At 56.4% G+C, this 26993-nt stretch carries 23 protein-coding genes and 4 tRNA genes; 22 read left to right on the forward strand and 5 right to left on the reverse strand.

The features are described 5' to 3' along the window. Window positions 1-214: 214 nt before the first annotated feature. The 15 genes from wecA (at window position 215) to ACOTX7_RS09655 (ending at window position 13198) form a co-directional block, all read left to right on the forward strand. Entirely contained in the window at window positions 215-1318 is a 1104-nt protein-coding gene (gene wecA / locus ACOTX7_RS09585; protein ID WP_001050933.1) for a UDP-N-acetylglucosamine--undecaprenyl-phosphate N-acetylglucosaminephosphotransferase, read from the forward strand. A gap of 13 nt (window positions 1319-1331) precedes the next feature. Then, entirely contained in the window at window positions 1332-2378 is a 1047-nt protein-coding gene (gene wzzE / locus ACOTX7_RS09590; protein ID WP_032674166.1) for an ECA polysaccharide chain length modulation protein, read from the forward strand. Window positions 2379-2434: 56 nt separating this feature from the next. Then, window positions 2435-3565, forward strand: coding sequence for a non-hydrolyzing UDP-N-acetylglucosamine 2-epimerase (gene wecB / locus ACOTX7_RS09595; protein WP_421626072.1), 1131 nt, complete (start codon window positions 2435-2437; stop codon window positions 3563-3565). Beyond that, a complete protein-coding gene (gene wecC / locus ACOTX7_RS09600) occupies window positions 3562-4824 on the forward strand; it encodes a UDP-N-acetyl-D-mannosamine dehydrogenase (RefSeq protein ID WP_006812389.1) in 1263 nt (420 codons plus the stop codon). Before wecB ends, wecC begins: the two co-directional genes overlap by 4 nt. Next, a complete protein-coding gene (gene rffC / locus ACOTX7_RS09605; protein WP_421626073.1) occupies window positions 4821-5498 on the forward strand; it encodes a dTDP-4-amino-4,6-dideoxy-D-galactose acyltransferase in 678 nt (225 codons plus the stop codon). The genes wecC and rffC overlap by 4 nt, the downstream gene beginning before the upstream one ends. A gap of 4 nt (window positions 5499-5502) precedes the next feature. Then, window positions 5503-6633 (forward strand): dTDP-4-amino-4,6-dideoxygalactose transaminase, encoded by a 1131-nt coding sequence (gene rffA / locus ACOTX7_RS09610; RefSeq protein WP_221256747.1) that lies wholly within the window; start codon window positions 5503-5505, stop codon window positions 6631-6633. A 1-nt stretch (window position 6634) separates the two neighbouring features. Continuing rightward, window positions 6635-7885: a lipid III flippase WzxE gene (gene wzxE / locus ACOTX7_RS09615; RefSeq protein ID WP_221256748.1), complete on the forward strand. Its 1251-nt coding sequence runs from the start codon at window positions 6635-6637 to the stop codon at window positions 7883-7885. Next, window positions 7882-8961 carry a TDP-N-acetylfucosamine:lipid II N-acetylfucosaminyltransferase gene (locus tag ACOTX7_RS09620; RefSeq protein ID WP_040117065.1) on the forward strand — a complete coding sequence of 360 codons (1080 nt, stop codon included), beginning with the start codon at window positions 7882-7884 and terminating at the stop codon, window positions 8959-8961. The genes wzxE and ACOTX7_RS09620 overlap by 4 nt, the downstream gene beginning before the upstream one ends. Next, the gene (wzyE, locus tag ACOTX7_RS09625; protein WP_221256749.1) at window positions 8958-10310 is read left to right on the forward strand and encodes an ECA oligosaccharide polymerase; all 1353 of its coding nucleotides are present in this window, start codon (window positions 8958-8960) and stop codon (window positions 10308-10310) included. The genes ACOTX7_RS09620 and wzyE overlap by 4 nt, the downstream gene beginning before the upstream one ends. A gap of 12 nt (window positions 10311-10322) precedes the next feature. Continuing rightward, window positions 10323-11063, forward strand: a complete 741-nt coding sequence (gene wecG, locus ACOTX7_RS09630) for a lipopolysaccharide N-acetylmannosaminouronosyltransferase (protein ID WP_221256750.1) — start codon at window positions 10323-10325, stop codon at window positions 11061-11063. A 198-nt stretch (window positions 11064-11261) separates the two neighbouring features. Further along, window positions 11262-12647, forward strand: a complete 1386-nt coding sequence (thrP, locus tag ACOTX7_RS09635; protein WP_006812382.1) for a bifunctional threonine/serine APC transporter ThrP — start codon at window positions 11262-11264, stop codon at window positions 12645-12647. 102 nt (window positions 12648-12749) lie between these two features. Continuing rightward, window positions 12750-12826: transfer RNA gene (locus tag ACOTX7_RS09640), tRNA-Arg, on the forward strand. A gap of 67 nt (window positions 12827-12893) precedes the next feature. Then, window positions 12894-12969: transfer RNA gene (locus ACOTX7_RS09645), tRNA-His, on the forward strand. Between the two features lie 21 nt (window positions 12970-12990). Continuing rightward, window positions 12991-13077 (forward strand) — tRNA-Leu (locus ACOTX7_RS09650). 44 nt (window positions 13078-13121) lie between these two features. After that, window positions 13122-13198, forward strand: a tRNA-Pro gene (locus ACOTX7_RS09655). A 537-nt stretch (window positions 13199-13735) separates the two neighbouring features. On the opposite strand, the gene hemY is transcribed toward ACOTX7_RS09655, so the two are convergent. From hemY to hemC, 4 genes are read right to left on the reverse strand one after another with little or no spacing between them, the layout of a single operon-like run. Next, entirely contained in the window at window positions 13736-14935 is a 1200-nt protein-coding gene (gene hemY / locus ACOTX7_RS09660) for a protoheme IX biogenesis protein HemY (protein ID WP_026080629.1), read from the reverse strand. A 2-nt stretch (window positions 14936-14937) separates the two neighbouring features. Continuing rightward, a complete protein-coding gene (gene hemX / locus ACOTX7_RS09665; protein WP_221256751.1) occupies window positions 14938-16131 on the reverse strand; it encodes a uroporphyrinogen-III C-methyltransferase in 1194 nt (397 codons plus the stop codon). A gap of 20 nt (window positions 16132-16151) precedes the next feature. Next, window positions 16152-16892, reverse strand: a complete 741-nt coding sequence (gene hemD, locus ACOTX7_RS09670) for a uroporphyrinogen-III synthase (protein WP_205922201.1) — start codon at window positions 16890-16892, stop codon at window positions 16152-16154. Beyond that, window positions 16889-17830, reverse strand: coding sequence for a hydroxymethylbilane synthase (gene hemC, locus ACOTX7_RS09675; protein ID WP_032674164.1), 942 nt, complete (start codon window positions 17828-17830; stop codon window positions 16889-16891). The genes hemD and hemC overlap by 4 nt, the downstream gene beginning before the upstream one ends. A gap of 350 nt (window positions 17831-18180) precedes the next feature. On the opposite strand from hemC, the gene cyaA reads away from it, so the two are divergent. Further along, entirely contained in the window at window positions 18181-20724 is a 2544-nt protein-coding gene (gene cyaA / locus ACOTX7_RS09680; RefSeq protein WP_006812375.1) for a class I adenylate cyclase, read from the forward strand. 91 nt (window positions 20725-20815) lie between these two features. Here the strand turns inward: cyaA and cyaY are convergent, their stop codons facing one another. Further along, entirely contained in the window at window positions 20816-21136 is a 321-nt protein-coding gene (cyaY, locus tag ACOTX7_RS09685) for an iron donor protein CyaY (RefSeq protein WP_221256752.1), read from the reverse strand. A 135-nt stretch (window positions 21137-21271) separates the two neighbouring features. Between cyaY and lptM the strand changes: the two genes are divergently transcribed. From lptM to uvrD, 6 genes are all read left to right on the forward strand, one after another. Further along, window positions 21272-21475: an LPS translocon maturation chaperone LptM gene (gene lptM, locus ACOTX7_RS09690; RefSeq protein WP_006812373.1), complete on the forward strand. Its 204-nt coding sequence runs from the start codon at window positions 21272-21274 to the stop codon at window positions 21473-21475. 35 nt (window positions 21476-21510) lie between these two features. After that, window positions 21511-22335 carry a diaminopimelate epimerase gene (gene dapF, locus ACOTX7_RS09695; protein ID WP_022646661.1) on the forward strand — a complete coding sequence of 275 codons (825 nt, stop codon included), beginning with the start codon at window positions 21511-21513 and terminating at the stop codon, window positions 22333-22335. Further along, window positions 22332-23039 carry a DUF484 domain-containing protein gene (locus ACOTX7_RS09700; protein ID WP_006812371.1) on the forward strand — a complete coding sequence of 236 codons (708 nt, stop codon included), beginning with the start codon at window positions 22332-22334 and terminating at the stop codon, window positions 23037-23039. Before dapF ends, ACOTX7_RS09700 begins: the two co-directional genes overlap by 4 nt. Next, the gene (gene xerC / locus ACOTX7_RS09705) at window positions 23036-23938 is read left to right on the forward strand and encodes a tyrosine recombinase XerC (RefSeq protein WP_006812370.1); all 903 of its coding nucleotides are present in this window, start codon (window positions 23036-23038) and stop codon (window positions 23936-23938) included. The genes ACOTX7_RS09700 and xerC overlap by 4 nt, the downstream gene beginning before the upstream one ends. Continuing rightward, window positions 23938-24654 (forward strand): 5-amino-6-(5-phospho-D-ribitylamino)uracil phosphatase YigB, encoded by a 717-nt coding sequence (yigB, locus tag ACOTX7_RS09710; protein WP_221256753.1) that lies wholly within the window; start codon window positions 23938-23940, stop codon window positions 24652-24654. Before xerC ends, yigB begins: the two co-directional genes overlap by 1 nt. Before the next feature lie 79 nt (window positions 24655-24733). Continuing rightward, window positions 24734-26896, forward strand: a complete 2163-nt coding sequence (uvrD, locus tag ACOTX7_RS09715; RefSeq protein WP_017383586.1) for a DNA helicase II — start codon at window positions 24734-24736, stop codon at window positions 26894-26896. The last annotated feature ends 97 nt before the right edge of the window (window positions 26897-26993 follow it).

A 26993-nucleotide genomic window follows, 5' to 3' on the forward strand; every position in this document is an offset into this window, starting at 1 on the left:
TTACGTGGCGTTTTTTATTTATGGACTATACGCTATTACCACACACTCCCAATTTTGACCTGTCGGTGCGACAATAAGAAGGTTTGCACAGTCAAAGCAATAATTGATTGAAAAACATACAAAGGGAGTTGTGAGAGGCCGTCTTTAATCCTTCTGAGGCAGGGGGCTTCATGGTTATACTTCCGGGACTAACATTTGTTGAGAGCAATCCATTGTGAATCTACTCACTGCAGTAACTGAGCTGATCAGTATTTTTTTATTCACAACCTGTTTTTTGTTCATTGCGCGCAAGGTAGCAAAAAGAATTGGGTTAGTGGACAAACCGAATTTCCGTAAACGTCATCAGGGGCTTATTCCGCTGGTGGGCGGCATTTCGGTATACGCAGGCATCTGTTTCACATTCGGGATCGCGGATTACTATATCCCCCATGCCGCACTCTATCTGGCGTGTGCCGGTGTGCTGGTACTGGTCGGCGCCCTTGATGATCGTTTTGATATCAGCGTGAAGTTCCGCGCCACGGTACAGGCGGCCATTGGCATCATTATGATGGTGGTAGGCGGCCTCTATCTCAGAAGCCTGGGCTACGTGTTTGGTCCCTGGGAGCTGGTACTTGGGCCATTCGGCTTCTTCCTGACGCTGTTTGCCGTGTGGGCGGCTATCAACGCCTTTAACATGGTTGACGGTATCGACGGTCTGCTCGGTGGGCTGTCCTCTGTTTCGTTTGGCGCAATCGGCATCATTTTATGGTTTGACGGCCAGTACAGCCTGTCAATGTGGTGCTTTGCCATGATTGCCGCCATCCTGCCTTATATCTGCCTTAACCTGGGTGTGTTGGGGCGTCGCTATAAAGTCTTTATGGGCGATGCGGGCAGTACCCTGATTGGCTTTACGGTTATCTGGGTTCTGCTGGAGACCACGCAGGGTAAAACTCACCCTATTAGCCCGGTAACGGCTCTCTGGATTATCGCCATCCCGCTGATGGACATGGTTGCTATTATGTACCGCCGTCTGCGTAAAGGGATGAGCCCGTTCTCTCCCGATCGGCAGCATATTCATCACCTGATCATGCGCGCCGGTTTCACGTCTCGTCAGGCATTTGTGTTGATTACGCTTGCGGCTGCTATCCTGGCTGCGATTGGCGTTGCCGCAGAATACGCACATTTCATTCCTGAATGGGTAATGTTGGTATTATTCTTGCTAGCATTTTTCATGTACGGTTACTGCATCAAGCGTGCATGGAAAGTCGCGCGTTTTATTAAACGTTTAAAACGCAGGATGCGTCGGAACAGTGGCAAAAACACAACATTAACTAAGTAAAACCGGGACTATGATGACTCAACCGTTGGCGGGAGCGAAATCAGTGGGCACTGAGAACGAGCTGGATATTCGTGGTTTGTTTCGAGTGTTATGGCAAGGCAAACTGTGGATTGTGGGGATTGCCCTTGGGTTTGCGCTGTTAGCGCTTGCCTACACCTTCTTTGCAAAACAAGAATGGAGCGCCACGGCGATCACAGACCGACCAACGGTGAATATGCTTGGGGGCTACTACTCCCAGCAGCAATTCCTGCGTAATCTTGATATCAAGGCCAATCTGGCGACCCCGGATCAGGCCTCGGTGATGGATGAATCCTACAAAGAGTTCGTGATGCAGCTGGCGTCGTGGGATACACGCCGCGATTTCTGGTCTCAGACGGACTACTACAAGCAGCGCATGGTCGGTAACAGCAAAGCGGATGCCGCGCTGCTGGATGATTTAATCAATAACATTCAGTTTATGCCTGGCGATGTGCTCCGTAATGTGAGCGACAGCGTGAAGCTGATTGCGGAAACGGCGCCGGACGCCAATAACCTGTTGCGTCAGTATGTTGCGTTCGCCAGCCAGCGCGCGGCCAGTCACCTGAACGATGAGCTTAAAGGCGCCTGGGCTGCGCGTACTATCCAGATGAAAGCGCAGGTCAAACGTCAGGAAGAGGTCGCTAAGGCCATCTTCGCTCGTCGCGTGCATAATATTGAGCAGGCGCTGAAGATTGCGGAGCAGCACAATATTTCCCGTAGCGAAACGGATGTTCCGGCTGACGAACTCCCGGATTCAGAAATGTTCCTCCTTGGTCGTCCGATGCTTCAGGCACGTCTTGAAAATATTCAGGCCGTTGGCCCTGATTTTGACCTCGATTACGACCAAAACCGCGCCATGCTCAACACGCTCAACGTCGGTCCAACGCTGGACCCGCGTTTTCAGACCTATCGTTATTTAAGAACGCCTGAAGAGCCTGTAAAACGCGATAGTCCGCGTCGCGCATTCCTGATGATCATGTGGGGGATTGTGGGCGCACTGACTGGCGCTGGCGTGGCCTTAATGCGTCGCCGCACAAACTAAGAACGCCGTCTACGATGAAGGCTGCGGCCTTCATCGTCTAATCGAAGAGAATCGATGTGAAAGTACTAACCGTATTTGGCACCAGGCCGGAGGCCATCAAGATGGCACCTCTGGTTCATGCGCTGGCCAGAGATCCTGATATTGAAGCGAAAGTGTGCGTAACTGCCCAGCACCGCGAGATGCTCGATCAGGTCTTAACCCTCTTTTCTATCGTCCCGGATTACGATCTCAATATAATGAAACCGGGGCAGGGACTGACGGAAATCACCTGCCGTATTCTGCAAGAATTAAAGCCTATTCTGGAGTCGTTCAAGCCGGATGTGGTGCTGGTACACGGCGACACCACCACCACAGTGGCGACCAGCCTGGCCGCGTTCTATCAGCGTATCCCGGTTGGTCATATTGAAGCGGGTTTGCGTACCGGCAATCTCTATTCTCCCTGGCCGGAAGAGGCCAACCGTACGCTCACCGGTCACCTGGCGATGTACCATTTTGCGCCAACCGAGAACTCACGTCAGAACCTGCTGCGAGAAAATATCAGCGACAGCAAGATTTTCGTCACCGGCAATACAGTCATCGATGCGCTGATTTGGGTGCGTGACCGCGTGCTGGCTAACAGCGAACTTCAGGCAGAACTCGCTGCGCGCTATCCGTTCCTGAACAACGGCAAGAAAACGATTCTGGTAACGGGCCACCGCCGCGAAAGTTTTGGCCGTGGCTTCGAGCAAATCTGCCACGCGCTGGCTGAAATTGCCGCGCAGAACGAGGATGTGCAGATTGTCTATCCGGTGCACCTCAACCCGAACGTCAGCGAACCGGTCAATCGTATCCTCGGCCACGTGGAAAATGTGCTCCTGATTGAGCCGCAGGACTATCTGCCATTTGTCTGGCTGATGAACCACGCCTGGCTGATCCTGACCGATTCTGGCGGCATTCAGGAAGAGGCGCCTTCCCTCGGTAAGCCGGTACTGGTGATGCGCGAAACCACCGAACGTCCGGAAGCGGTCACTGCCGGTACCGTACGTCTGGTGGGAACGGATCCGCGTCGTATTGTCGAAGAGGTCACGCGCTTACTGCATGACGATGAAGAGTATCAGGCGATGAGCCGTGCCCATAACCCGTACGGTGACGGGCAGGCTTGTGGTCGTATTTTGCACGTACTTAAACACAATCGGGTAACGCTATGAGTTTTACTACCATCTCTGTCGTGGGTCTTGGCTATATCGGGCTGCCTACTGCGGCGGCCTTTGCCTCTCGTCAAAAGCAGGTTGTTGGCGTAGATATCAACGCGCACGCGGTGGAAACCATCAACCGTGGCGAAATTCATATCGTGGAGCCCGATCTCGATCGCGTGGTGAAAAAGGCGGTGGACGGGGGTTTCCTGCGCGCCAGCACCACGCCGGTAGAGGCCGATGCGTACCTGATTGCGGTGCCAACGCCTTTTAAAGGCGATCATGAGCCTGACATGGTTTACGTCGAGGCGGCGGCAAAATCCATAGCGCCTGTGCTGAAGAAAGGGGCGCTGGTTATCCTCGAGTCCACTTCACCTGTTGGGGCAACCGAGCAGATGGCGCAGTGGCTGGCCGAGGCCCGTCCCGATCTCAGCTTCCCGCAGCAGGCAGGCGAGCAGGCTGATATCAATATCGCCTACTGCCCTGAGCGCGTGCTGCCAGGCCAGGTGATGGTAGAACTGATTAAAAATGACCGCGTGATTGGCGGCATGACCCCAGTCTGCTCCGCGCGCGCCAGCGAGTTGTATAAGATCTTCCTGGAAGGCGAATGCGTGGTGACCAACTCCCGCACCGCCGAGATGTGTAAACTGACGGAAAACAGCTTCCGTGACGTTAACATCGCGTTTGCGAATGAACTGTCACTGATTTGCGCCGATCAGGGGATTAACGTCTGGGAACTGATTCGCCTTGCTAACCGTCACCCGCGCGTGAACATCCTTCAGCCGGGGCCAGGCGTGGGTGGGCACTGTATCGCGGTCGATCCGTGGTTTATCGTGGCGCAAAATCCGGAACAGGCACGCCTGATCCGCACCGCGCGTGAAGTGAACGACCACAAACCGCATTGGGTTATCAATCAGGTCAAAGCGACGGTTGCGGATTGCCTGGCCGCCAGCGGCAAACGCGCCAGTGAGCTGAAAATCGCCTGCTTTGGTCTGGCCTTCAAACCGAATATTGACGATCTGCGCGAAAGCCCGGCGATGGAAATTGCCGAAATGATCGCTACCTGGCACAGCGGTGAAACGCTGGTGGTTGAGCCGAATATTCATGCGTTGCCGACAAAACTTGCCGGTCACTGCACCCTTACCGCACTGGATGACGCGCTGGCGACGGCGGATGTGCTGGTGCTGCTGGTGGATCACAATGCGTTTAAAGCGGTCTCCGGTGATGCCGTGCGTCAGCAGTATGTTGTTGATACTAAAGGCGTGTGGCGTTGAGTAACCTCAACGGCGTACTGGAGTCCCTTGAGTGGGAAAGCGCATTCTTTGCGCGCCCCTCAGCGATAGTGCGTCTGCGCGACAATGCGCCTGCGTTGCAGGAAGCAGACTTCAGCGCCTGGCCGCGCATACAGGCTAAGATCCCGACGGACCGCTCGGATCTGCTGGACGCGCTACAACAGCACGGCTTCCGGCTGGTTGAAGGGGAAGTTGATCTTTCCATCACCGTAACCCGGCACGCCTCCCCGGGCGCGGAAAGTGCATCAGAGCAGGATATCCCCGCGCTGCGCAAGATGGCGGCGCTGGCCTTCGCGCAGAGCCGTTTCCGGACGCCCTGGTATGCACCCGATGACAGCGGCCGTTTTTATGCTCAGTGGATTGAGAATGCGGTTAAAGGCACGTTTGACCACGTCTGCCTGGTGTTCCGTGCTGCCGGGGGACAGATTCAGGGTTTTGTTTCGCTTCGCAGGCTCAACGAGCACGAGGCGCGCATTGGCTTATTAGCCGGGCGCGGCATGGGCGAGAAACTCATGCAGGCGGCGCTGCACTGGGCGGAGCAACAAAAGGTATCGACGCTGCGGGTAGCGACCCAGATGGGTAACACCGCTGCGCTTAAACGTTATATTGCGAGTGGTGCCAGCATCGACGCCACCGCCTACTGGTTATACAGGTGACAAGATGATTCCATTTAACGCGCCTCCCGTCGTGGGCACCGAACTTGATTACATGCAGTCTGCTATGGGCAGCGGCAAACTCTGTGGCGACGGTGGTTTTACCCGCCGCTGCCAGCAGTGGATGGAGCAACGTTTTAACAGTGCCAAGGTGCTGCTGACGCCGTCCTGTACCGCATCGCTGGAGATGGCGGCGCTGCTGCTGGATATCCAGCCCGGCGATGAAGTGATCATGCCGAGCTACACCTTCGTCTCTACGGCGAATGCGTTTGTCCTGCGCGGGGCGAAAATCGTGTTTGTGGATATCCGTCCGGATACCATGAACATCGACGAAACGTTGATTGAAGCGGCGATCACCGACAAAACGCGGGCGATTGTGCCGGTGCATTACGCGGGCGTGGCCTGTGAAATGGACACCATCATGGCCATCGCTAAAAAGCACAACCTGTTTGTGGTGGAAGACGCCGCGCAGGGCGTGATGTCCACCTACAAAGGACGCGCGCTGGGCACCATCGGCCACATCGGCTGCTTTAGCTTCCACGAAACCAAAAACTACACCGCTGGCGGCGAAGGCGGCGCGACGCTGATTAACGATCGTGCCCTGGTGGAGCGTGCGGAAGTGATCCGTGAAAAAGGGACCAACCGCAGCCAGTTCTTCCGCGGTCAGGTAGATAAGTACACCTGGCGCGATATCGGTTCAAGCTACCTGATGGCGGATTTGCAGGCCGCGTATCTCTGGGCGCAGCTGGAAGCGGCAGAGCGCATCAATCTGCAACGCCTCTCCCTGTGGCAAACCTACTACGACGCGCTGGAGCCGCTGGCAAAAGCTGGACGTATTGAACTGCCGACCCTTCCGGCAGATTGTGTCCACAATGCCCATATGTTCTACATCAAACTGCGCGATAACGACGATCGCAGCAAGCTGATTGCCTGGCTGAAAGAGGCGGAAATTATGGCGGTATTCCACTACATTCCACTGCACTCCAGCCCGGCTGGCGAAGCCTTCGGGATGTTTGCCGGTGAAGACCGCTACACCACCAAAGAGAGCGAACGTCTGCTTCGCCTGCCCCTGTTCTACAACCTCGCGCCGGTGAACCAGCGTACGGTGATCAATTCGCTTCTGAGTTATTTCGCCTGATATGTCTCTGGCAAAAGCGTCGGTGTGGACGGCAGCGTCCACGCTTGTAAAAATTGGCGCCGGGTTACTGGTCGTCAAGCTGCTGGCCGTCTCATTTGGTCCGTCAGGCGTTGGGCTGGCAGGGAATTTCCGCCAGCTGGTCACGGTGCTTGGCGTGCTGGCGGGGGCCGGGATATTCAATGGCGTCACCAAATACGTCGCGCAGCATCATGACGATGCCGAAAAGCTCCGCACGGTGGTGGGTACGTCTTCTGCTATGGTGCTGGGCTTCTCTACGTTGCTGGCCGTCGTCTTTTTGCTGGCGGCGGCACCTGTTAGCCAGGGGCTGTTCGGACACACGCACTATCAGGGGCTGGTGCGCCTGGTGGCGCTCGTTCAGATGGGTATCGCCTGGGCGAACCTGCTGCTGGCGTTAATGAAAGGCTTCCGTGATGCCGCGGGGAATGCGCTGGCGCTGATCCTCGGCAGCATTATCGGCGTTATCGCCTATTACGTTTGCTATCGTCTCGGCGGCTATGAAGGCGCGCTGCTGGGGCTGGCGCTGGTACCTGCACTCGTTGTCATTCCGGCGGCGTTTATGATGATCCGCAGGGGCGATGTTCCGCTGAGTTATCTTAAACCGCAGTGGGACAAGATGCTGGCGGGCCAGCTCGCGAAATTTACGCTGATGGCGCTCATTACGTCCATCACCATTCCGGTTGCTTACGTGATGATGCGAAACCTGCTGGCAGCGCATTACAGCTGGGATGAAGTGGGGATTTGGCAGGGCGTGAGCAGCATTTCAGATGCCTACCTCCAATTTATTACGGCTTCCTTTAGCGTCTATTTGCTGCCAACCTTATCGCGCCTGACTTCCAGGCAGGATATTACCCGCGAGATTTTTCGCTCCCTGCGTTTTGTGTTACCGGCGGTTGCGGTTGCCAGCTTTACCGTCTGGTTACTGCGCGATGTCGCTATCTGGCTGCTGTTTTCGGCGAAGTTTACCGCCATGCGCGATCTGTTTGCCTGGCAACTGGTCGGCGATGTGCTGAAAGTGGGGGCATACGTTTTCGGCTATCTGGTGATTGCGAAAGCGTCGCTGCGGTTGTATATCCTGGCAGAGATTAGCCAGTTTGCGCTGCTGACGGCATTTTCTCACTGGCTGATCCCCACCCACGGTGCGCTGGGGGCGGCTCAGGCCTATATGGCAACTTATATCGTTTATTTCGCTGCCTGTTGCGGCGTATTTATACTTTGGCGTAAACGCGCATGACTGCACTGATACACATACTGGGATCGGATATCCCGCATCATAACCAGACCGTACTGCGGTTTTTCAACGATGAGCTGGCATCCGGTACGCCCGATGCGCGCGAGTTCATGGTCGTTGGACGCGATAACGGCCTGAGCGCGGCGTGTCCGGCATTGCACATCACTTTCTGGCCAGACAAAGCGGCCCTGACCAAAGCCGTTGTCGCGAAAGCCAAAGCGGACCGAAGCCAGCGTTTCTTCTTCCACGGACAGTTCAATACCGGCCTGTGGCTGGCGCTGTTAAGCGGCGGGATAAAACCTTCCCAGTTCAGCTGGCATATCTGGGGAGCCGATCTCTATGAAGTCTCCCGTGGCTGGAAATTTCGCCTTTTCTATCCGCTGCGTCGTCTGGCGCAGGCGCGCGTGGGCTGCGTTTTTGCTACCCGTGGCGATCTCAACTATTTTGCTAAACAGCACCCGAAGGTTCGCGGAGAGCTGCTCTATTTCCCAACCCGTATGGATCCGGCGCTGAACACCCTGGCGAATGACGCGGTTCGTGAGGGCAAACTGACCATCCTGGTGGGAAATTCCGGCGATCGCAGTAACGAGCATGTCGCGGCGCTGCGGGCGGTGCATCAGCAGTTTGGCGACACGGTGAACGTGGTGGTGCCGATGGGCTATCCCGCCAATAACGACGCCTACATCGACGAGGTTCGCCAGCAGGGGCTTGCGCTGTTCAGCGCGGAAAACCTGCACATTCTTAGCGATAAGCTGGAATTTGATGACTATCTCGCGCTACTGCGAAAATGCGATTTGGGCTATTTCATCTTCGCCCGTCAACAGGGGATTGGTACGCTGTGTCTGCTGATCCAGGCGGGCGTACCGTGCGTGCTCAACCGCGAAAACCCGTTCTGGCAGGACATGGCCGAACAGCATATTCCGGTGCTGTTTACCTCTGACACGCTTAATGTCGAGGTGGTACGGGAAGCGCAGCGTCAGCTCACGCTGGTGGATAAAAATAGCATCGACTTTTTCAGCCCGAACTACCTCACGCCGTGGCACCGCGCGCTGCGTATCGCTTCAGGAGACAACGCATGAGCCAGTTGCAATTTAGCGGCTTGCTGGTGGTCTGGCTGCTGAGCACGCTGTTTATCGCCACGCTCACCTGGTTTGAGTTCCGGCGCGTACGTTTTAACTTCAACGTGTTCTTCTCGCTGCTGTTTTTGCTGACCTTTTTCTTTGGCTTCCCGCTGACCAGCATCCTCGTGTTCCGCTTTGATGTTGGCGTCGCTCCGCCGGACATCTTGTTGCAGGCGATACTCTCTGCGACCTGCTTCTACGCGGTGTACTACGTCACCTATAAAACGCGCCTGCGCGCGGCGAAAGACACTGCACCCCGTCGTCCGCTGTTTACCATGAACCGGGTAGAAACCCATCTGACGTGGGTGATGCTGATGACCATCGCCCTCGTCAGCGTGGCGATTTTCTTCATGCATAACGGCTTTTTACTCTTTAAGTTGCAGTCCTATAGCCAGATTTTCTCCGCCGAAGTTTCCGGCGTCGCGCTCAAACGTTTCTTCTATTTCTTCATTCCGGCGATGCTGGTGGTCTTTTTCCTGCGTCAGGACAGCAAAGCCTGGTTGTTCTTCCTGGTCAGCACCGTCGCATTTGGCATTCTGACCTACATGATCGTCGGCGGGACTCGCGCCAATATCATTATCGCCTTCGCGATTTTCCTGTTTATCGGCATCATTCGTGGCTGGATCTCACTGTGGATGTTGGCGGCGGCAGGGGTCTTTGGCATCGTGGGGATGTTCTGGCTGGCGCTGAAGCGCTACGGGCTGAACGTGGCCGGTGACGAAGCGTTTTACACCTTCCTGTATCTGACGCGCGATACCTTCTCGCCGTGGGAAAATCTGGCATTACTGCTGCAAAACTACGACAAGATCGAGTTCCAGGGGCTGGCGCCGATTGTTCGCGATTTCTATGTCTTTATACCGACGTGGTTGTGGCCTGATCGTCCCGGCATCGTCCTGAACACGGCGAACTACTTCACCTGGGAAGTGCTGAACAACCATTCGGGTCTGGCGATTTCCCCAACGCTGATTGGCTCGCTGGTGGTGATGGGCGGAACGTGGTTTATCCTGCCTGGCGCTATCGCGGTCGGGCTGATCATAAAATGGTTCGACTGGCTGTACACGCTGGGCAACGAAGAGACTAACCGCTACAAAGCCGCTGTTTTGCACAGTTTCTGTTTTGGTGCCATTTTCAATATGATCGTTCTGGCACGCGAGGGGCTGGATTCGTTTGTCTCACGCGTGGTGTTCTTTATGGTCGTTTTCGGTCTCTGTCTGCTGCTGGCAAAACTGCTGTACTGGTTGTTTGACAGTGCAGGGCTTGTGCACAGACGTGAGCCACAGGGCAGCACATCGCTGTCGCAAGTCTGAGTAGGGATTATCATGACGGATACAACTTCAGCCCCGCGTTATGCGCTGCGTGGGCTACAGCTTATTGGCTGGCGTGACATGCAACACGCGCTGGATTTCCTGTTCGCGGACGGGCAGATGAAATCGGGCACGCTGGTGGCCATCAACGCAGAAAAGATGCTGGCGGTTGAAGATAATGCGGAAGTGAAAAGCCTGATTGAGGCCGCGGAGTTTAAATACGCAGACGGTATTAGCGTCGTGCGTTCAATTCGTAAAAAGTTTCCTGACGCTAATGTGTCTCGCGTAGCGGGGGCTGACCTTTGGGAGCGGCTTATGGAACGCGCAGGCGCTGAAGGCACACCGGTATTTCTGATCGGCGGTAAGCCAGAGGTGCTGGCGCAGACCGAACAAAAGCTGCGTAGCCAGTGGAATGTTAACATCGTGGGCAGTCAGGATGGCTATTTCAGGCCGGAAGATCGCCAGGGGTTATATGAACGCGTACGCGACAGCGGCGCGAAAATTGTCACTGTCGCCATGGGGTCGCCGCGCCAGGAGATTCTGATGCGGGACTGCCGCCTGGTCAGCCCGGATGCGCTCTACATGGGCGTTGGCGGCACTTACGACGTCTTTACCGGCCACGTTAAGCGTGCGCCCAGGGTCTGGCAAAACCTGGGGCTGGAGTGGCTGTACCGCCTGCTCTCTCAACCGACACGAATCAAACGACAGATTCGTCTGCTGCGCTACCTCGCCTGGCACTACACCGGGAAATTGTAATCAATACGCAGCGCGATCTGCTGTTCGCGCTGCAACGCCCCCTGCAAAACTGCTGACTTTATGTTCAATGCATTCATTTTTTTAATGCATTGTTTGCCATTTGCCAGAATTTAAGAAACCATTCGCTCCGTATTTCAGTACCCCTCAAAAATAATACCCGGCAATAAGTCGGGAAACAGCAAACACAACCGAGGAATTATGGCAGAGAAAAAACCGGAGCTTCAGCGTGGGCTGGAAGCTCGACATATTGAATTGATCGCGCTGGGCGGGACTATCGGCGTTGGCCTGTTTATGGGCTCGGCAAGCACGCTGAAATGGGCGGGGCCTTCCGTCCTGCTGGCGTATATTATCGCCGGACTGTTCGTCTTCTTCATCATGCGCTCCATGGGCGAAATGCTGTTTCTGGAGCCGGTAACAGGCTCTTTCGCCGTCTACGCCCACCGTTATATGAGCCCGTTCTTTGGCTATCTCACGGCCTGGTCGTACTGGTTTATGTGGATGGCCGTCGGAATTTCGGAGATTACCGCCATCGGGGTCTACGTGCAGTTCTGGTTCCCGGAGATGGCCCAGTGGATACCCGCGCTTATCGCCGTAGGGCTGGTGGCGCTGGCGAACCTTGCCGCTGTTCGACTTTACGGTGAAATCGAGTTCTGGTTTGCGATGATCAAAGTCACCACCATTATCGTAATGATTGTTGTGGGTCTGGGTGTCATCTTCTTTGGTTTCGGTAACGGCGGGCACGCGATTGGTTTTGGCAACCTGACCGGGCACGGCGGCTTCTTTGCTGGCGGCTGGAAAGGCTTCCTGACGGCGCTCTGTATTGTTGTCGCCTCCTATCAGGGCGTTGAGCTGATCGGCATTACCGCAGGTGAGGCGAAAAACCCGCAGGTCACGCTGCGTAGCGCGGTAGGCAAGGTGCTGTGGCGTATCCTGATTTTCTATGTGGGTGCTATCTTCGTTATCGTGACCATTTTCCCATGGAACGAGATCGGCACCACCGGCAGCCCGTTTGTCTTAACCTTCGCGAAGATTGGCATCACGGCGGCGGCCGCCATTATCAATTTTGTGGTGCTGACGGCGGCGCTCTCCGGCTGTAACAGCGGGATGTACAGCTGCGGACGTATGCTTTACGCGCTCGCGCAAAACAGACAGTTACCGGCAGTGATGGGAAAAGTCTCCCGCGTGGGTGTGCCGGTGGCGGGCGTGGCGGTGTCAATTGCCATTCTGCTGATCGGCTCTTGCCTGAACTACATCATCCCGAATCCGCAGCGCGTGTTTGTTTATGTCTATAGCGCCAGCGTGCTGCCGGGGATGGTACCGTGGTTTGTGATTTTGATTAGCCAGCTGCGTTTCCGGCAGGCGCACAAAAAAGCGATCGCCAGCCATCCGTTCCGCTCCATTCTGTTCCCGTATGCGAACTATTTGACGATGGCGTTCCTGATTTGCGTATTAATTGGAATGTACTTTAATGAAGATACCCGCATGTCGCTGTTTGTCGGGATGATCTTCCTGGCTGCCGTGACAGCTGCCTATAAACTTTTTGGCCTGGGTCGCCGTGGCTCCGCCCATAAAGTGGAGGAATAAGCGGCAAAATGTGCAAACCATAACCAAACGCGCATTTTTTTCAAAAAAGCACTAGACAGCGGGGGCGGAGGTACGTAATATCCAGCCCCGCAACGGCGCTAAGCGCCCGTAGCTCAGCTGGATAGAGCGCTGCCCTCCGGAGGCAGAGGTCTCAGGTTCGAATCCTGTCGGGCGCGCCATTTTAGTCCCGGCGCTAGAGCTGCGGTGGTCTGAGAAGTAGTCAGAACCGCGTGAAAGAATACAGTGGTGGCTATAGCTCAGTTGGTAGAGCCCTGGATTGTGATTCCAGTTGTCGTGGGTTCGAATCCCATTAGCCACCCCATTATTGAAAGAGTTGTGAATTGCGAAGGTGGCGGAATTGGTAGACGCGCTAGCTTCAGGTGTTAGTGTTCTTACGGACGTGGGGGTTCAAGTCCCCCCCCTCGCACCACGACTTTTAATGAATTGAACTAAAAATTCAAAAAAGCAGTACATCGGCGAGTAGCGCAGCTTGGTAGCGCAACTGGTTTGGGACCAGTGGGTCGGAGGTTCGAATCCTCTCTCGCCGACCAATTTTGAACCCCGCTTCGGCGGGGTTTTTTGTTTTCTGCGCTTTTTCATTCTGTAGCCCTTCCCCGACAACACTCTACATCCTTGTCGCGATTCAGCGACATATAAGTCATTAATATTAAATGATTTATTATTTTATCGCTTAACCTGTCTCCTGGTGACGACAGATCACCGCCTTCAGCGCGATGTTGTATGGCGTAAGACGGCTCTTAACAGCATAATTTCCTTTTATCTTAAAATGTTGCGCGATGTAAAAGTTCTGCGTGTAAACCTGGCACATTACGTGCAATAATATGCGTGTAGATGCTCATTCCATCTCTTATGTTCGCCTTAGGCCTCATAAACTCAGGAATGACGCAGAGCCGTTTACGGTGCTTATCGTCCACTGACAGATGTCGCTTCGGCCTCATCAGACACCATGGACACAACGTTGAGTGAAGCACCAAATATGTTGTCTTACAGACCTGTTTTAACGCCTGCTTTTATAGCAGGCGTTTTTTTATGGGCGTAAAAAAGGAGGCCATCTGGCCTCCTGTTAATTACTGCTGCGTTCCGTTATTTTGCAACGTCAATAACAGCCCATCCCGGCGCATGGCTGCGGCCTCTTCCGGCTTGTGCTGCTTGTCCAGCGAATCAGCAAGCCAGGCGTAATCAAATGCGTCCGGGCGTTGCTTCAGCGCGGCGCGGAAGGCGAGGCTCGCCTCCTGCCACTCGCCGTGTTTCATCAGCGACTGGCCCAGCGTACTCCACAGCAGCGGACGATCGCCCACGGTTTTGATCTGCTGGCGCAGTGCTTTTTCAATTTGTTCCGGATTGTTGGTTTTCAGACGCGGGATGACCATCACCAGGCGGTCATCATACTGTCGCTTGAGACCGTCGAGGAGGATCTCCTGCGCGGTGTCATGGTCGTCACACTCAATGAGATGTTCTGCCATCGCCACCTGAAGGGGAACCTGCTGGCGCGTTTTGCGGCTCTGGTTTTTCCACCAGGTTTTCAGGCCGTCGCTGCCGAGATCGGCGCGCGCCTGATCCATCAGGCCAATCCACGCCAGACGCTGAAGTTCATCACGGTGTTCATCATCGCCCACGTCGGCTTTCGCCATGGAAGGGATAATGTCCAGCAGCGATCCCCACGCTCCGGTGCGGATGTATGCCTGTTCAGCAAGGCGCAGCACTTCAGGATGACGAGGGGTAATTTCCAGCAGACGGTCAACGCCGTGACGTGCCGCATGGTTTTCATTCCGCGCCAGTTGCAGACGAACGCGGGTGATCTCAACCGGAATCGGATCTTTCGTTGAAAGCTCAGACGCGCGTTCAAGATGCTGATTGGCGCGGGCCTCATCGCCTCGCTGTTGCGCCGCCTCAGCGGCCAGCAGGTAGTTAACAACCGGCTGTTCTGCATGGTCGGCATTTTTCGACATCAGCTTTTCAACCTGCTGATAATCGCCTTCCGCCAGCTTCAGCAGCGCCTGCTCGGTCTGCTTGCGGGCGCGACGGCGCTTACGGCCAACGAACCAGCCCCGCGTATGTACGCCGGTGCGGAAAATACGACGCAGGAGCCACTCCACGGCCAGCAGGACGACCACACCCAGGATCAGGATAATCACCAGCCCTGTCACGCTGGTTTCGATGTTGTAGTTATCGGTCTGGATCAATACGTAACCCTGGTGACCCGCAAGCATCGGCCCCAGCACAATCCCGGCGATCAGCAGGATGAAGAGTAAGAAGACTTTTAGCATCATTACTCTCCTTGCGGCGCGCTTTCAGGCGCTGGCGCGGCGGCAGGTGCTTCAGCCGGACGCTCTGCCGGAACGCCCGGCTGGGCCAGCAGGTTACGCACGCGCGTCTGCATGATTTTCTCCAGAATCGGCTGGCTTTCCAGCTTGTCCGGCACGTTCATGGTGATGTTTTGCTGGCTCAGCTTGTCGATATCTTCAAGGAACGCGGTCGTGGTTGCGTCATTGGTATCGTAGTAAGCACGTACCCAGGTTGAAACGTTATCCAGCGCCTGTTTGTAGGTCTCTTCCTGGTGACGCGGTACGGCCTGGGCAGCCACCAGCAGGCGGGAGCGAATGTTTTCGCGCAGATAGACGTCCTGGTTCGGCGCCAGCAGCGGCACGGCAGTTTCATCGCGGCGGCGGATGGTAATAAAGCTGTCCATAAAGTTCTGCCAGCTCTTTTGCAGGTTGATACGCCATTCGCTCAGGGAGCTGGACAACTCGGTGCCGTCGGAATCCATCGGGGAGTCATCGTCGTTGTTATCGGCCAGCTGAAGGTTATCAATCTGGTTGGAGAGCTGATTCACCTTAAGGATGATACCGTCGTAATCGACCTGAGAAACCGCAGACAGGCTGGCGATATCTTCCGTAATAGCGCGACGAGCATTGATCAGGCTCGGATCGTTCATGTCCGCCAGGCTTGCGTCGGCGCTTTTCAGCAGCGCGGCGGCGGTGGTGACATCCTGGTCGCTCCAGAGCTTGCGCCCGGCCAGTTTCACCAGAAAATCGGCCTGTGAGAGCAGCCAGGTTTTGGCATCGGTCCCCGAAATCGTGGCGACTTTCTCCTGCACTTCGCTCAGCTGTTTGGTCAACTCTTCACGTTTGCTGTTCGCGTCGGTGAGGGCGGCGGCCTGCTGTTTAATCACGCCTTCCAGCTCCGCTTTTTGCGTCTCCTGCGCTTTCTGTAGGGCAGTGATTTGGTTAACCAGCGCGTCGCTGGTGGCCGTCTGGTTGGTGCCTTGTTTCTTCACCAGTCCGTAGAGACCCACGCCTGCGGCCAGCGCAATCGCGATGGCAATCACGCTCAGCGTGAGGCTGGTTTTGTTGCTGCCGTTTTTCTTCTCAACGGTTGTGTCTGTCGTCTCTGGCTGTGACGTGGTGTCCACAGTCTCCCTGGTCTCTTCAACCACGGCGGAGGATTTTTCGTGTTCCGTCATTATGGCTTCCCATTTGAGAGTTATTGTAATGCGCGCAGCAGCGCATCGTTGTCGGCGTTATCAGCGATCCGAATATCCTGCCAGCCCAGTTCCCGGGCGTGGTTCGCCAGACGCTCGCTGACGACCAGAAGCCGACAGCGGAGTAACCAGTTTTCGCGATACCAGAGCGGTATCAGCGACCAAAGTTGTTGTAACATTTCACCGCTGGTGACCACCAGCGTATTAATGCCGCGCGCGTGCCAGCGCATGGCCTCTTCCGCGCCATCGTAGTGTTTCGCACAGCGCTGATAACACTCCACAAACGTCACGTCAGCGCCGCGTTCCCGCAGCGTTTCGCCCAGCAGTTCACGGCCACCGTTGCCGCGCAAAATGAGCGCACGCTTTCCGGCAATGGTTTGTAATTCAGGTAATTGTAGCAAGACTTCGCTGATTTCCCGATCTAACGGGTAACGAACATCGATTCCGCTCGCGGTATGTAAAGCCAGCGCCGTGGTGCGCCCGATGGCGAAATAGCGGGGGGCGTGAGGCCAGCTAACGCCGTGTTGTTGCAGCTGCGCATGGGCAAACTCCACGGCATGCTGCGACAGCGCAAAGAGCAGATCGCCTTCCTGCAAGAGACGCATCTGGTCAGCGAGCGTAGGCAGCTCGCGACCGGGGGAGAATTCAATCAGTGGAAAACTCCAGGCCACCTGCCCCAGTGCGCGCAGACGGCTCACTAACTGCTCTCCTGCGGGAGAAGGGCGGGTGACAAGTATGCTCATGCAGGGGGCTCTCCGTTATAGACCTCGGCCAGAATTTCACGTGCGCCGTTATTCAGCAGCTCTTCCGCCAGCGAGACGCCAAGCGCCTCGGCATCTTGCGGCTTGCCGCGACGTTCACCGCGCACCATCTGCGAGCCGTCCGGCGCGCCAACCAGCGCACGCAGCCACAGCTCATCGCCAGTTAATTCAGCATAGCTGCCAATTGGCACCTGACAGCCTCCTTCGAGGCGAGTATTCATCGCACGCTCGGCTTTTACGCGAACGGCGGTATCGTCATGATTCAGCGGCGCGAGCAGTGCCTGAGTGCGCGCATCATCCAGACGACACTCAATGCCAACGGCACCCTGACCGACGGCGGGTAGCGACAGCTCCGGCGGCAACGCCACGCGGATGCGCTCTTCCAGCCCCAGGCGTTTCAGGCCCGCAACCGCAAGAATAATGGCATCGTAATCGCCGTTATCCAGCTTGCCAAGGCGTGTACCGACGTTCCCGCGCAGCGAACGAATCACCAGATCCGGGCGACGTTCAGCCAGCTGACACTGGCGGCGTAAACTGGACGTGCCAACCACGCTGCCTGCTGGCAACGCATCGAGCGAGTCATAGCGATTAGAGACAAACGCATCGCGCGGATCCTCGCGCTCGCAGATGGTCACCAGCCCCAGCCCTTCCGGGAACTCAACGGGCACATCCTTCATCGAATGCACGGCGATATCGGCGCGGTTCTCAAGCAATGCCAGTTCCAGCTCTTTGACAAACAGACCCTTTCCGCCCACTTTTGCCAGCGGCGTATCAAGAATGACATCGCCACGCGTGACCATTGGCACCAGCTCAACGCGTAATCCGGTGTGGCAGGCTTCCAGGCGCTGCTTAACATAATGTGCCTGCCAGAGCGCAAGAGGACTTTGGCGTGTGGCAATTCTCAAAACATTGTCTAACATGCTTGTTACCGTCATTATCAATCGCTAACCATCCTAACATTGTTGACACTCGGATGGCAGTTTTACGGTTGATGAAGCGTGAGAGGGACAGGGCGGCGTACTCGTCAGCCATCGCCGTATTCAGGAATTTACATGTACAGAACGGTGCTACACTTGTATGTAGCGCATCTTTCTTTACGGTCAACCGGCAAGGTGTTAAATTGATCACGTTTTAGACCATTTTTTCGTCTGTACCACCAGAAAAGCAAAAGGCGAAAAAGGGTAACGGTTATCTTTTTGAAATACTGCGGGTCCGCTGCTTTTTGTGTTCTGACTGGCATGCGACACCCGGAAACATCAGGCGATACGTCTTGTACCTCTATATTGAGACTCTGAAACAGAGACTGGATGCCATCAATCAATTGCGTGTCGATCGCGCGCTTGCTGCCATGGGCCCTGCTTTCCAGCAGGTATACAGTCTACTGCCGACATTGTTGCACTATCACCATCCGCTAATGCCGGGTTACCTCGATGGTAACGTTCCCCAGGGCATTTGCCTCTTCACGCCTGATGAAACCCAACAGCATTATCTGACTGAACTTGAACTCTACCGGGGTATGCCGCCGCAGGTCTCGCCGAAAGGTGAGCTGCCGATTACCGGGGTTTACTCGATGGGGAGCACCTCATCGGTAGGGCAGAGCTGTTCTTCTGACCTGGATATCTGGGTCTGCCATCAGTCCTGGCTCGACAATGAAGAGCGCCAGCTGTTGCAGCGTAAATGCAGCCTGCTGGAGAGCTGGGCGGCATCGCTTGGTGTGGAAGTGAGTTTCTTCCTGATTGATGAAAACCGTTTCCGCCATAACGAAAGCGGCAGTCTGGGTGGTGAAGACTGCGGCTCGACTCAGCACATTCTGTTGCTGGATGAATTTTACCGTACTGCCGTTCGCCTGGCCGGGAAGCGTATTCTGTGGAATATGGTGCCGTGCGATGAAGAAGAGAATTATGACGATTACGTCATGTCGCTTTACTCGCAGGGCGTTCTGACGCCAAACGAGTGGCTGGACCTGGGCGGCTTAAGCTCCCTGTCCGCCGAAGAGTACTTTGGCGCAAGCCTCTGGCAGCTGTACAAGAGCATTGATTCCCCGTACAAAGCGGTGCTGAAAACCCTGCTGCTGGAAGCCTACTCCTGGGAATACCCCACGCCGCGCCTGCTGGCAAAAGATATTAAACAGCGCCTGCACGACGGGGAGATCGTCTCCTACGGGCTTGATGCCTACTGCATGATGCTGGAACGCGTTACCGAATACCTGACAGCCATTGAGGACGCCACGCGTCTTGACCTGGTGCGTCGATGTTTCTATCTCAAAGTCTGTGAAAAACTGAGCCGCGAACGCGCCTGCGTGGGCTGGCGTCGTGAAGTGGTCAGCCAGTTAGTCAAAGAGTGGGGATGGGACGAAGAGCGTCTCGCCATGCTCGACAACCGCGCCAACTGGAAGATCGATCAGGTGCGTGAGGCGCACAACGAGCTGCTCGATGCGATGATGCAGAGCTACCGTAACCTGATCCGCTTTGCGCGTCGTAACAATCTCAGCGTTTCGGCCAGCCCACAGGATATCGGGGTGCTGACCCGTAAACTGTACGCTGCCTTTGAAGCGCTGCCGGGCAAAGTGACCCTGGTGAACCCGCAGATTTCACCTGACCTGTCTGAACCGAATCTGACCTTTATCTACGTGCCGCCGGGCCGCGCAAATCGCACCGGGTGGTATCTGTACAACCGTGCGCCAAGCATGGATTCGATCATCAGCCATCAGCCGCTGGAATATAACCGCTATCTGAACAAGCTGGTGGCCTGGGCCTGGTTTAACGGCCTTCTTACCTCACGCACCCGGTTGTTTATCAAAGGCAACGAGGTGGTCGATTTAGCCAAGTTGCAGGAGATGGTGGCGGATGTCTCGCACCACTTCCCGCTGCGTCTGCCTGCGCCGACGCCAAAAGCGCTCTACAGCCCGTGTGAGATTCGCCATCTGGCGATCATCGTCAACCTGGAATACGACCCGACGGCGGCTTTCCGCAATCAGGTGGTCCATTTTGACTTCCGCAAGCTGGACGTCTTTAGCTTCGGCGAGCAGCAAAACTGCCTGGTGGGCAGCGTGGATCTGCTGTACCGCAACTCGTGGAACGAAGTGCGTACCCTGCACTTTAACGGCGAGCAGGCGATGATCGAGGCGCTGAAAACGATCCTCGGCAAGATGCACCAGGACGCCGCGCCGCCGGACAGCGTGGAGGTGTTCTGCTATAGCCAGCACCTGCGCGGCCTGATTCGTACCCGCGTGCAGCAGCTGGTGTCTGAGTGCATCGAACTGCGTCTCTCCAGCACCCGTCAGGAAACCGGGCGCTTTAAAGCGCTGCGCGTCTCCGGGCAGACCTGGGGCCTGTTCTTTGAGCGCCTGAATGTGTCAGTACAAAAACTGGAAAACGCCATTGAATTCTACGGCGCGATTTCACACAACAAGCTGCATGGCCTGTCCGTTCAGGTGGAAACCAACCACGTCAAACTGCCGCAGGTGGTGGATGGCTTTGCGAGTGAAGGGATTATTCAGTTCTTCTTCGAAGAGTCGGGCGATAACGCCGGGTTTAACATCTACATTCTGGATGAAACTAACCGCGCCGAAGTGTATCACCACTGTGAAGGCAGCAAAGAGGAGCTGGTGCGCGACGTCAGCCGCTTCTATTCGTCCTCGCACGATCGCTTTACCTACGGCTCAAGCTTTATCAACTTCAACCTGCCGCAGTTCTACCAGATTGTGAACGTAGATGGGCGAGCGCAGGTGATCCCGTTCCGTACGCAGGCGATTACCCCTGTGGCGCCTGCTAACCAGGATACCGCGCCGCTGTTGCAGCAGTATTTCTCCTGAGGCTTTTCGCCGGGTGGCGCTAACGCTTACCGGGCCTACGGTTAGAGCCGTTGTAGGCCCGGTAAGGCGTAGCCGCCACCGGGCAACGAAACTACCTGAAACTCACTGCCTCGCCCGCCTGCGCCGTCGCCGCCTGCTCCAGCAGATCCCAGAACGTTTCGCCGCTGCGATCGCAGACCCACTCATCACCTTTCAGATCAAAGTGATAACCGCCCCGTTTCGCCGCCAGCCACACCTGGTGAAGCGGCTCCTGACGGTTAATAATAATCTTGCTGCCGTTTTCGAAGCTTAAGGTCAGGATCCCGCCGTTGATTTCACAATCGATATCGCTGTCGCCGTCCCAGTCGTCGATACGCTCTTCGATGGTCATCCACAGGGTATCGGCAAGGCGATGAAATTCACTGTCGTTCATGGTTTTATTCCTGTTTTTCGTGATGGCGGCAGTATAACGCTAAATAATTCCCGTTGCAGGAAAGCGGCAAACTCTTGCTTTTGTGTCTTCTCCTGCGATGATAGAAACAGATTTGAACTTACGGGCAACCTCTACATGAAAAACGTCTTTCGAACGCTTGCCGTTCTTGTCACTCTGTTTAGCCTGACCGGCTGTGGACTGAAGGGACCACTTTACTTCCCGCCAGAGGATAAAAACGCACCACCGCCGACAAAACCGGTGCAAAGTGGTATCGAGTCATCTACGCCGGATACCAACGATCGCGGCAATAACGGCGGCCCGACTCAGGTCAATCTCTGACAATTACGTTCTGTACCCGCGCAATGGAGCAAATGATGCAGTTCTCTAAAATGCATGGCCTTGGCAACGACTTTATGGTCGTCGACGCGGTAACGCAGAATGTCTTTTTCTCCCCGGAACTGATCCGTCGTCTGGCGGATCGACATGTGGGCGTGGGGTTTGACCAGCTGCTGGTGGTGGAGCCGCCTTACGATCCTGACCTGGACTTTCACTATCGCATTTTTAACGCCGACGGCAGCGAAGTTTCCCAGTGCGGCAACGGCGCACGCTGTTTTGCCCGCTTTGTTCGGCTGAAAGGGCTGACCAACAAGCGCGATATCCGCGTCAGCACCGCCAATGGCCGGATGGTGCTCAGCGTCACTGACGACGAACTGGTACGCGTGAACATGGGCGAACCGAACTTCGAGCCTTCTGCCGTGCCGTTTCGCGCAAACAAAGCGGAAAAGACCTATATTATGCGTGCCGCCGAGCAGACAGTATTGTGCGGCGTCGTCTCAATGGGAAATCCGCACTGTGTGATTCAGGTGGATGATGTGCAAACCGCGGCGGTCGAAACGCTCGGCCCGGTGCTGGAAAGCCACGAGCGATTCCCGGAGCGGGCGAACATCGGCTTTATGCAGGTGGTGAAGCGTGAACACATTCGCCTGCGGGTGTACGAGCGCGGCGCGGGCGAAACCCAGGCCTGCGGAAGCGGCGCCTGTGCGGCGGTGGCCGTCGGTATCTCGCAGGGGTTACTGGCAGAAGAGGTTCGCGTGGAATTACCGGGCGGGCGTCTTGATATCGCCTGGAAAGGAGCGGGTCATCCACTGTATATGACTGGCCCGGCGACACATGTTTATGACGGGTTTATCCATCTATGAAGCAACCAGGGGAAGAACTGCGGGAAGTCGTAACGGAGCTGGACGACAGCGCTGTTGTGGATTACCTGCTGCACAATCCTGAGTTTTTTATCCGCAATGCACGCGTCGTCGAACGGATGCGTGTGCCGCATCCGGTTCGCGAGACCGTGTCGCTGGTGGAATGGCACATGGCGCGCTCGCGCAACCACATCCATCAGCTCGAAGAGAACATGACGCTGCTGATGGAGCAGGCCAGCAATAACGAAAGCCTGTTCTACCGCCTTCTGCACCTCCAGGCGCGTCTGGCTTCCGCACACAGTCTCGACGAGTTCCTCAACCGCTTCCACCGCTGGGCGCGCGAGCTGGGGCTGGCGGGGGCAACGATCCGTCTGTTCCCTGACCGCTGGCGCATTGGCGCGCCGTCCGGTTTTACCCATCTGGCGCTGAGCCGTCAGGCGTTTGAGCCGCTGCGCATTCAGCGTCTGGGCCATGAGCACCACTATCTGGGGCCGCTTAACGGGCCAGAACTGCTGGTGGTGCTGCCGGAAGCCAAAGCGATTGGCTCAGTGGCAATGTCGCTGATGGGGCGCGATGGTGACCTGGGCGTGATGTTATTTACCAGCCGCGACGCGCATCATTACGAACAGGGGCAGGGCACGCAACTGTTGCAGGAGATCGCCCTGATGCTGCCTGAGCTGCTGGAGCGCTGGATTGAACGCGTATGACGGACGGACTGCTCGCCACTGACGTCACCCGTTTTCTGCGCTATCTGGGCGTTGAGCGCCAGCTCAGCCCCATTACGCTACTCAACTATCAGCGTCAGCTTGATGCCATCATGCAAATTGCCGATGAAATCGGCCTGAAAAGCTGGCAACAATGTGACGCTGCTACGGTACGCGGGTTTGTTGTGCGTAGCCGTAAAAAAAATCTCAGCCCGGCGAGCCTGGCGCTCCGGCTTTCTGCGCTGCGCAGTTTCTTCGACTGGCTGGTCAGCCAGGGCAACCTGAAAGCCAACCCGGCAAAAGGTATCGCCACGCCAAAGGCCCCGCGCCATCTGCCGAAAAATATCGACGTCGACGACGTAAACCGCCTGCTGGATATCGATCTTAACGATCCGCTGGCCGTGCGCGACCGCGCGATGCTGGAAGTGATGTACGGTGCCGGGCTGCGTCTGTCTGAGCTGGTCAATCTCGACGTAAAACATCTCGACCTGGAAACAGGTGAAGTGTGGGTGATGGGCAAAGGCAGCAAAGAGCGCCGCCTGCCGATTGGCCGCAACGCGGTCTCCTGGATTGAGCACTGGCTGGACCTGCGCGGGCTGTTTGGCACCGACGAGGAGGCGCTGTTTTTGTCGAAGCTCGGCAAGCGGATCTCGGCGCGTAACGTGCAGAAACGCTTTGCCGAATGGGGCATTAAACAGGGGCTGAACAGCCACGTTCACCCGCACAAGCTGCGCCACTCCTTTGCGACGCACATGCTGGAATCAAGCGGCGACCTGCGCGGCGTGCAGGAGCTGCTTGGCCACGCCAATCTGTCGACCACTCAAATTTATACCCACTTAGACTTCCAACACCTTGCCTCGGTGTACGACGCGGCGCATCCACGCGCCAAACGGGGGAAATAATGCGTTTTTACCGCCCACTTGGTCAGATCTCAGCCCTGACCTTTGACCTTGATGACACCCTTTACGACAACCGTCCCGTGATCCTGCGTACCGAGCAGGAGTCGCTGGCGTTTGTGCAGAACTACCATCCTGCGCTGAAAACGATGCAGAACAAAGACTTCCAGAAGCTGCGTCAGTCCCTGCGGGAAACCGAACCGGACATTTATCATGACGTGACCGAATGGCGCCGCCGTGCGGTTGAGCAGGCGATGCGCAATGCTGGCCTGAGCGCGCAGGATGCGGCCACCGGAGCCGAAGCGGCTATGGAAAACTTTGCCAAATGGCGCAGCCGGATCGACGTGCCGCAGAAGACCCACGACACGCTGGCAAAGCTCGCCGAAAAGTGGCCGCTGGTGGCCATCACCAACGGCAACGCCCAGCCTGAACTGTTTGGTCTGGGGAACTATTTTCAGTTCGTATTGCGCGCGGGTCCGCACGGTCGCTCGAAGCCGTTCAACGATATGTATCATCTGGCGGCGGAAAAACTCGATTTGCCGCTCGGTGAGATCCTGCACGTGGGCGACGACCTGACTACGGACGTCGCCGGGGCGATCCGCTGCGGCATGCAGGCCTGCTGGATCAAGCCGGAAAACGCCGATCTGATGATCACCCCGGACAGCCGTCTTCTGCCGCACGTGGAAATTTCACGGTTGGCATCCCTCACGACGCTGATATAATCATCAATTGTTCTGTATAAATTAACAGGGTTTTGGCGAATGGAAACATTTGCCTGCCCGACATGACGTGACGGTGCCAATGGACGTTTCTTACCTGCTCGACAGCCTTAATGATAAACAGCGTGACGCGGTTGCCGCCTCGCGTACAAACCTGCTGGTACTGGCTGGAGCGGGCAGTGGTAAGACGCGCGTGCTCGTTCACCGTATCGCCTGGCTACAGAGCGTGGAGAACTGTTCGCCGTACTCGATTATGGCGGTGACGTTTACCAACAAGGCGGCGGCAGAGATGCGCCACCGTATCGCGCAGCTAATGGGCACCAGCCAGGGCGGCATGTGGGTTGGCACCTTCCATGGCCTGGCGCACCGTCTGCTGCGTGCGCACCATATGGACGCTAACCTGCCGCAGGATTTCCAGATCCTCGACAGCGAAGATCAGCTCCGCCTGCTGAAGCGCCTGATCAAGGCGATGAACCTCGACGAGAAGCAGTGGCCGCCGCGTCAGGCGATGTGGTACATCAACGGTCAGAAAGACGAAGGGCTGCGCCCACATCATATCCAGAGCTTCGGTAATCCAGTCGAACAGACCTGGCAGAACGTCTACAAGGCCTATCAGGAAGCGTGCGATCGCGCCGGTCTGGTGGATTTCGCCGAGCTGCTGCTGCGTGCCCACGAGCTGTGGCTCAACAAACCGCATATCCTGCAACACTACCGTGAACGCTTCACCAACATCCTGGTGGACGAATTCCAGGATACCAACAACATCCAGTACGCGTGGATCCGCCTGCTGGCCGGGGATACCGGCAAGGTGATGATCGTAGGCGATGACGACCAGTCTATCTACGGCTGGCGCGGCGCGCAGGTAGAGAACATCCAGCGCTTCCTCAACGATTTCCCCGGCGCGCAAACCATCCGTCTGGAGCAGAACTACCGCTCAACCAGCAACATTCTGAGCGCGGCCAATGCCCTGATTGAGAACAATAACGGGCGCCTGGGTAAAAAGCTGTGGACCGATGGCGTCGACGGCGAACCGATTTCGATTTACTGCGCCTTCAATGAGCTTGACGAAGCGCGCTTCGTGGTGAACCGCATTAAAACCTGGCAGGAGAACGGCGGCGCGCTGGAGCAGTGTGCCATTCTCTATCGCAGCAACGCCCAGTCACGTGTGCTGGAAGAGGCGCTGTTGCAGGTGAGCATGCCGTACCGCATTTATGGCGGTATGCGCTTCTTCGAGCGTCAGGAGATCAAAGATGCGCTCTCGTATCTGCGTCTGATTGCCAACCGTAACGACGACGCGGCGTTTGAGCGCGTGGTGAACACGCCGACGCGCGGCATCGGTGACCGTACGCTGGACGTGGTGCGTCAGGCCTCGCGCGATCGTCAGCTCACGTTGTGGCAGGCTTGCCGCGAGCTGTTACAGGAAAAAGCCCTCGCCGGACGCGCCGCCAGCGCGTTGCAGCGCTTCCTGGAGTTAATCGACGCGCTGGCGCAGGAAACGGCCGACATGCCGCTGCACGTCCAGACCGACCGGGTGATCAAAGATTCCGGCCTGCGCACCATGTACGAGCAGGAAAAAGGTGAAAAGGGCCAGACCCGTATTGAGAACTTAGAGGAACTGGTGACGGCAACGCGCCAGTTCAGCTACAACGAAGAAGACGAAGACCTGATGCCGTTGCAGGCATTCCTCTCTCACGCCGCGCTTGAGGCGGGTGAAGGGCAGGCGGACACCTGGCAGGATGCGGTTCAGCTGATGACCCTGCACTCTGCGAAAGGTCTGGAGTTCCCACAGGTGTTCATCGTCGGGATGGAAGAGGGGATGTTCCCGAGCCAGATGTCGCTGGATGAAGGTGGGCGTCTGGAAGAGGAGCGTCGTCTGGCCTACGTGGGCGTGACCCGTGCGATGCAGAAGCTGACCCTGACCTACGCCGAAACCCGCCGCCTGTACGGGAAAGAGGTGTATCACCGTCCGTCGCGCTTTATCGGCGAACTGCCGGAGGAGTGCGTGGAAGAGGTGCGCCTGCGCGCCAGCATCAGCCGTCCGGTCAGCCATCAGCGTATGGGCTCGCCGATCTCTGAAACCGACACCGGGTACAAGCTGGGCCAGCGCGTGCGCCACTCGAAGTTTGGCGAAGGCACCATCGTCAACCTGGAAGGCAGCGGCGAGCACAGCCGTTTGCAGGTGGCGTTCCAGGGCCAGGGGATTAAATGGCTGGTGGCAGCCTATGCTAAGCTGGAAAGTGTGTAACTTTCAGAAAAATATCACTATTTTTTAATAATCTGCTAGCCTTATACGTTGAAGGTCAATTAATGCCCTTCAGCGTTCCGTTGCGTGTTGACGCCAC

Origin of the sequence: Enterobacter cloacae complex sp. IR5418, assembly GCF_049238105.1 — a bacterium.
Classification (GTDB): domain Bacteria; phylum Pseudomonadota; class Gammaproteobacteria; order Enterobacterales; family Enterobacteriaceae; genus Enterobacter; species Enterobacter hormaechei.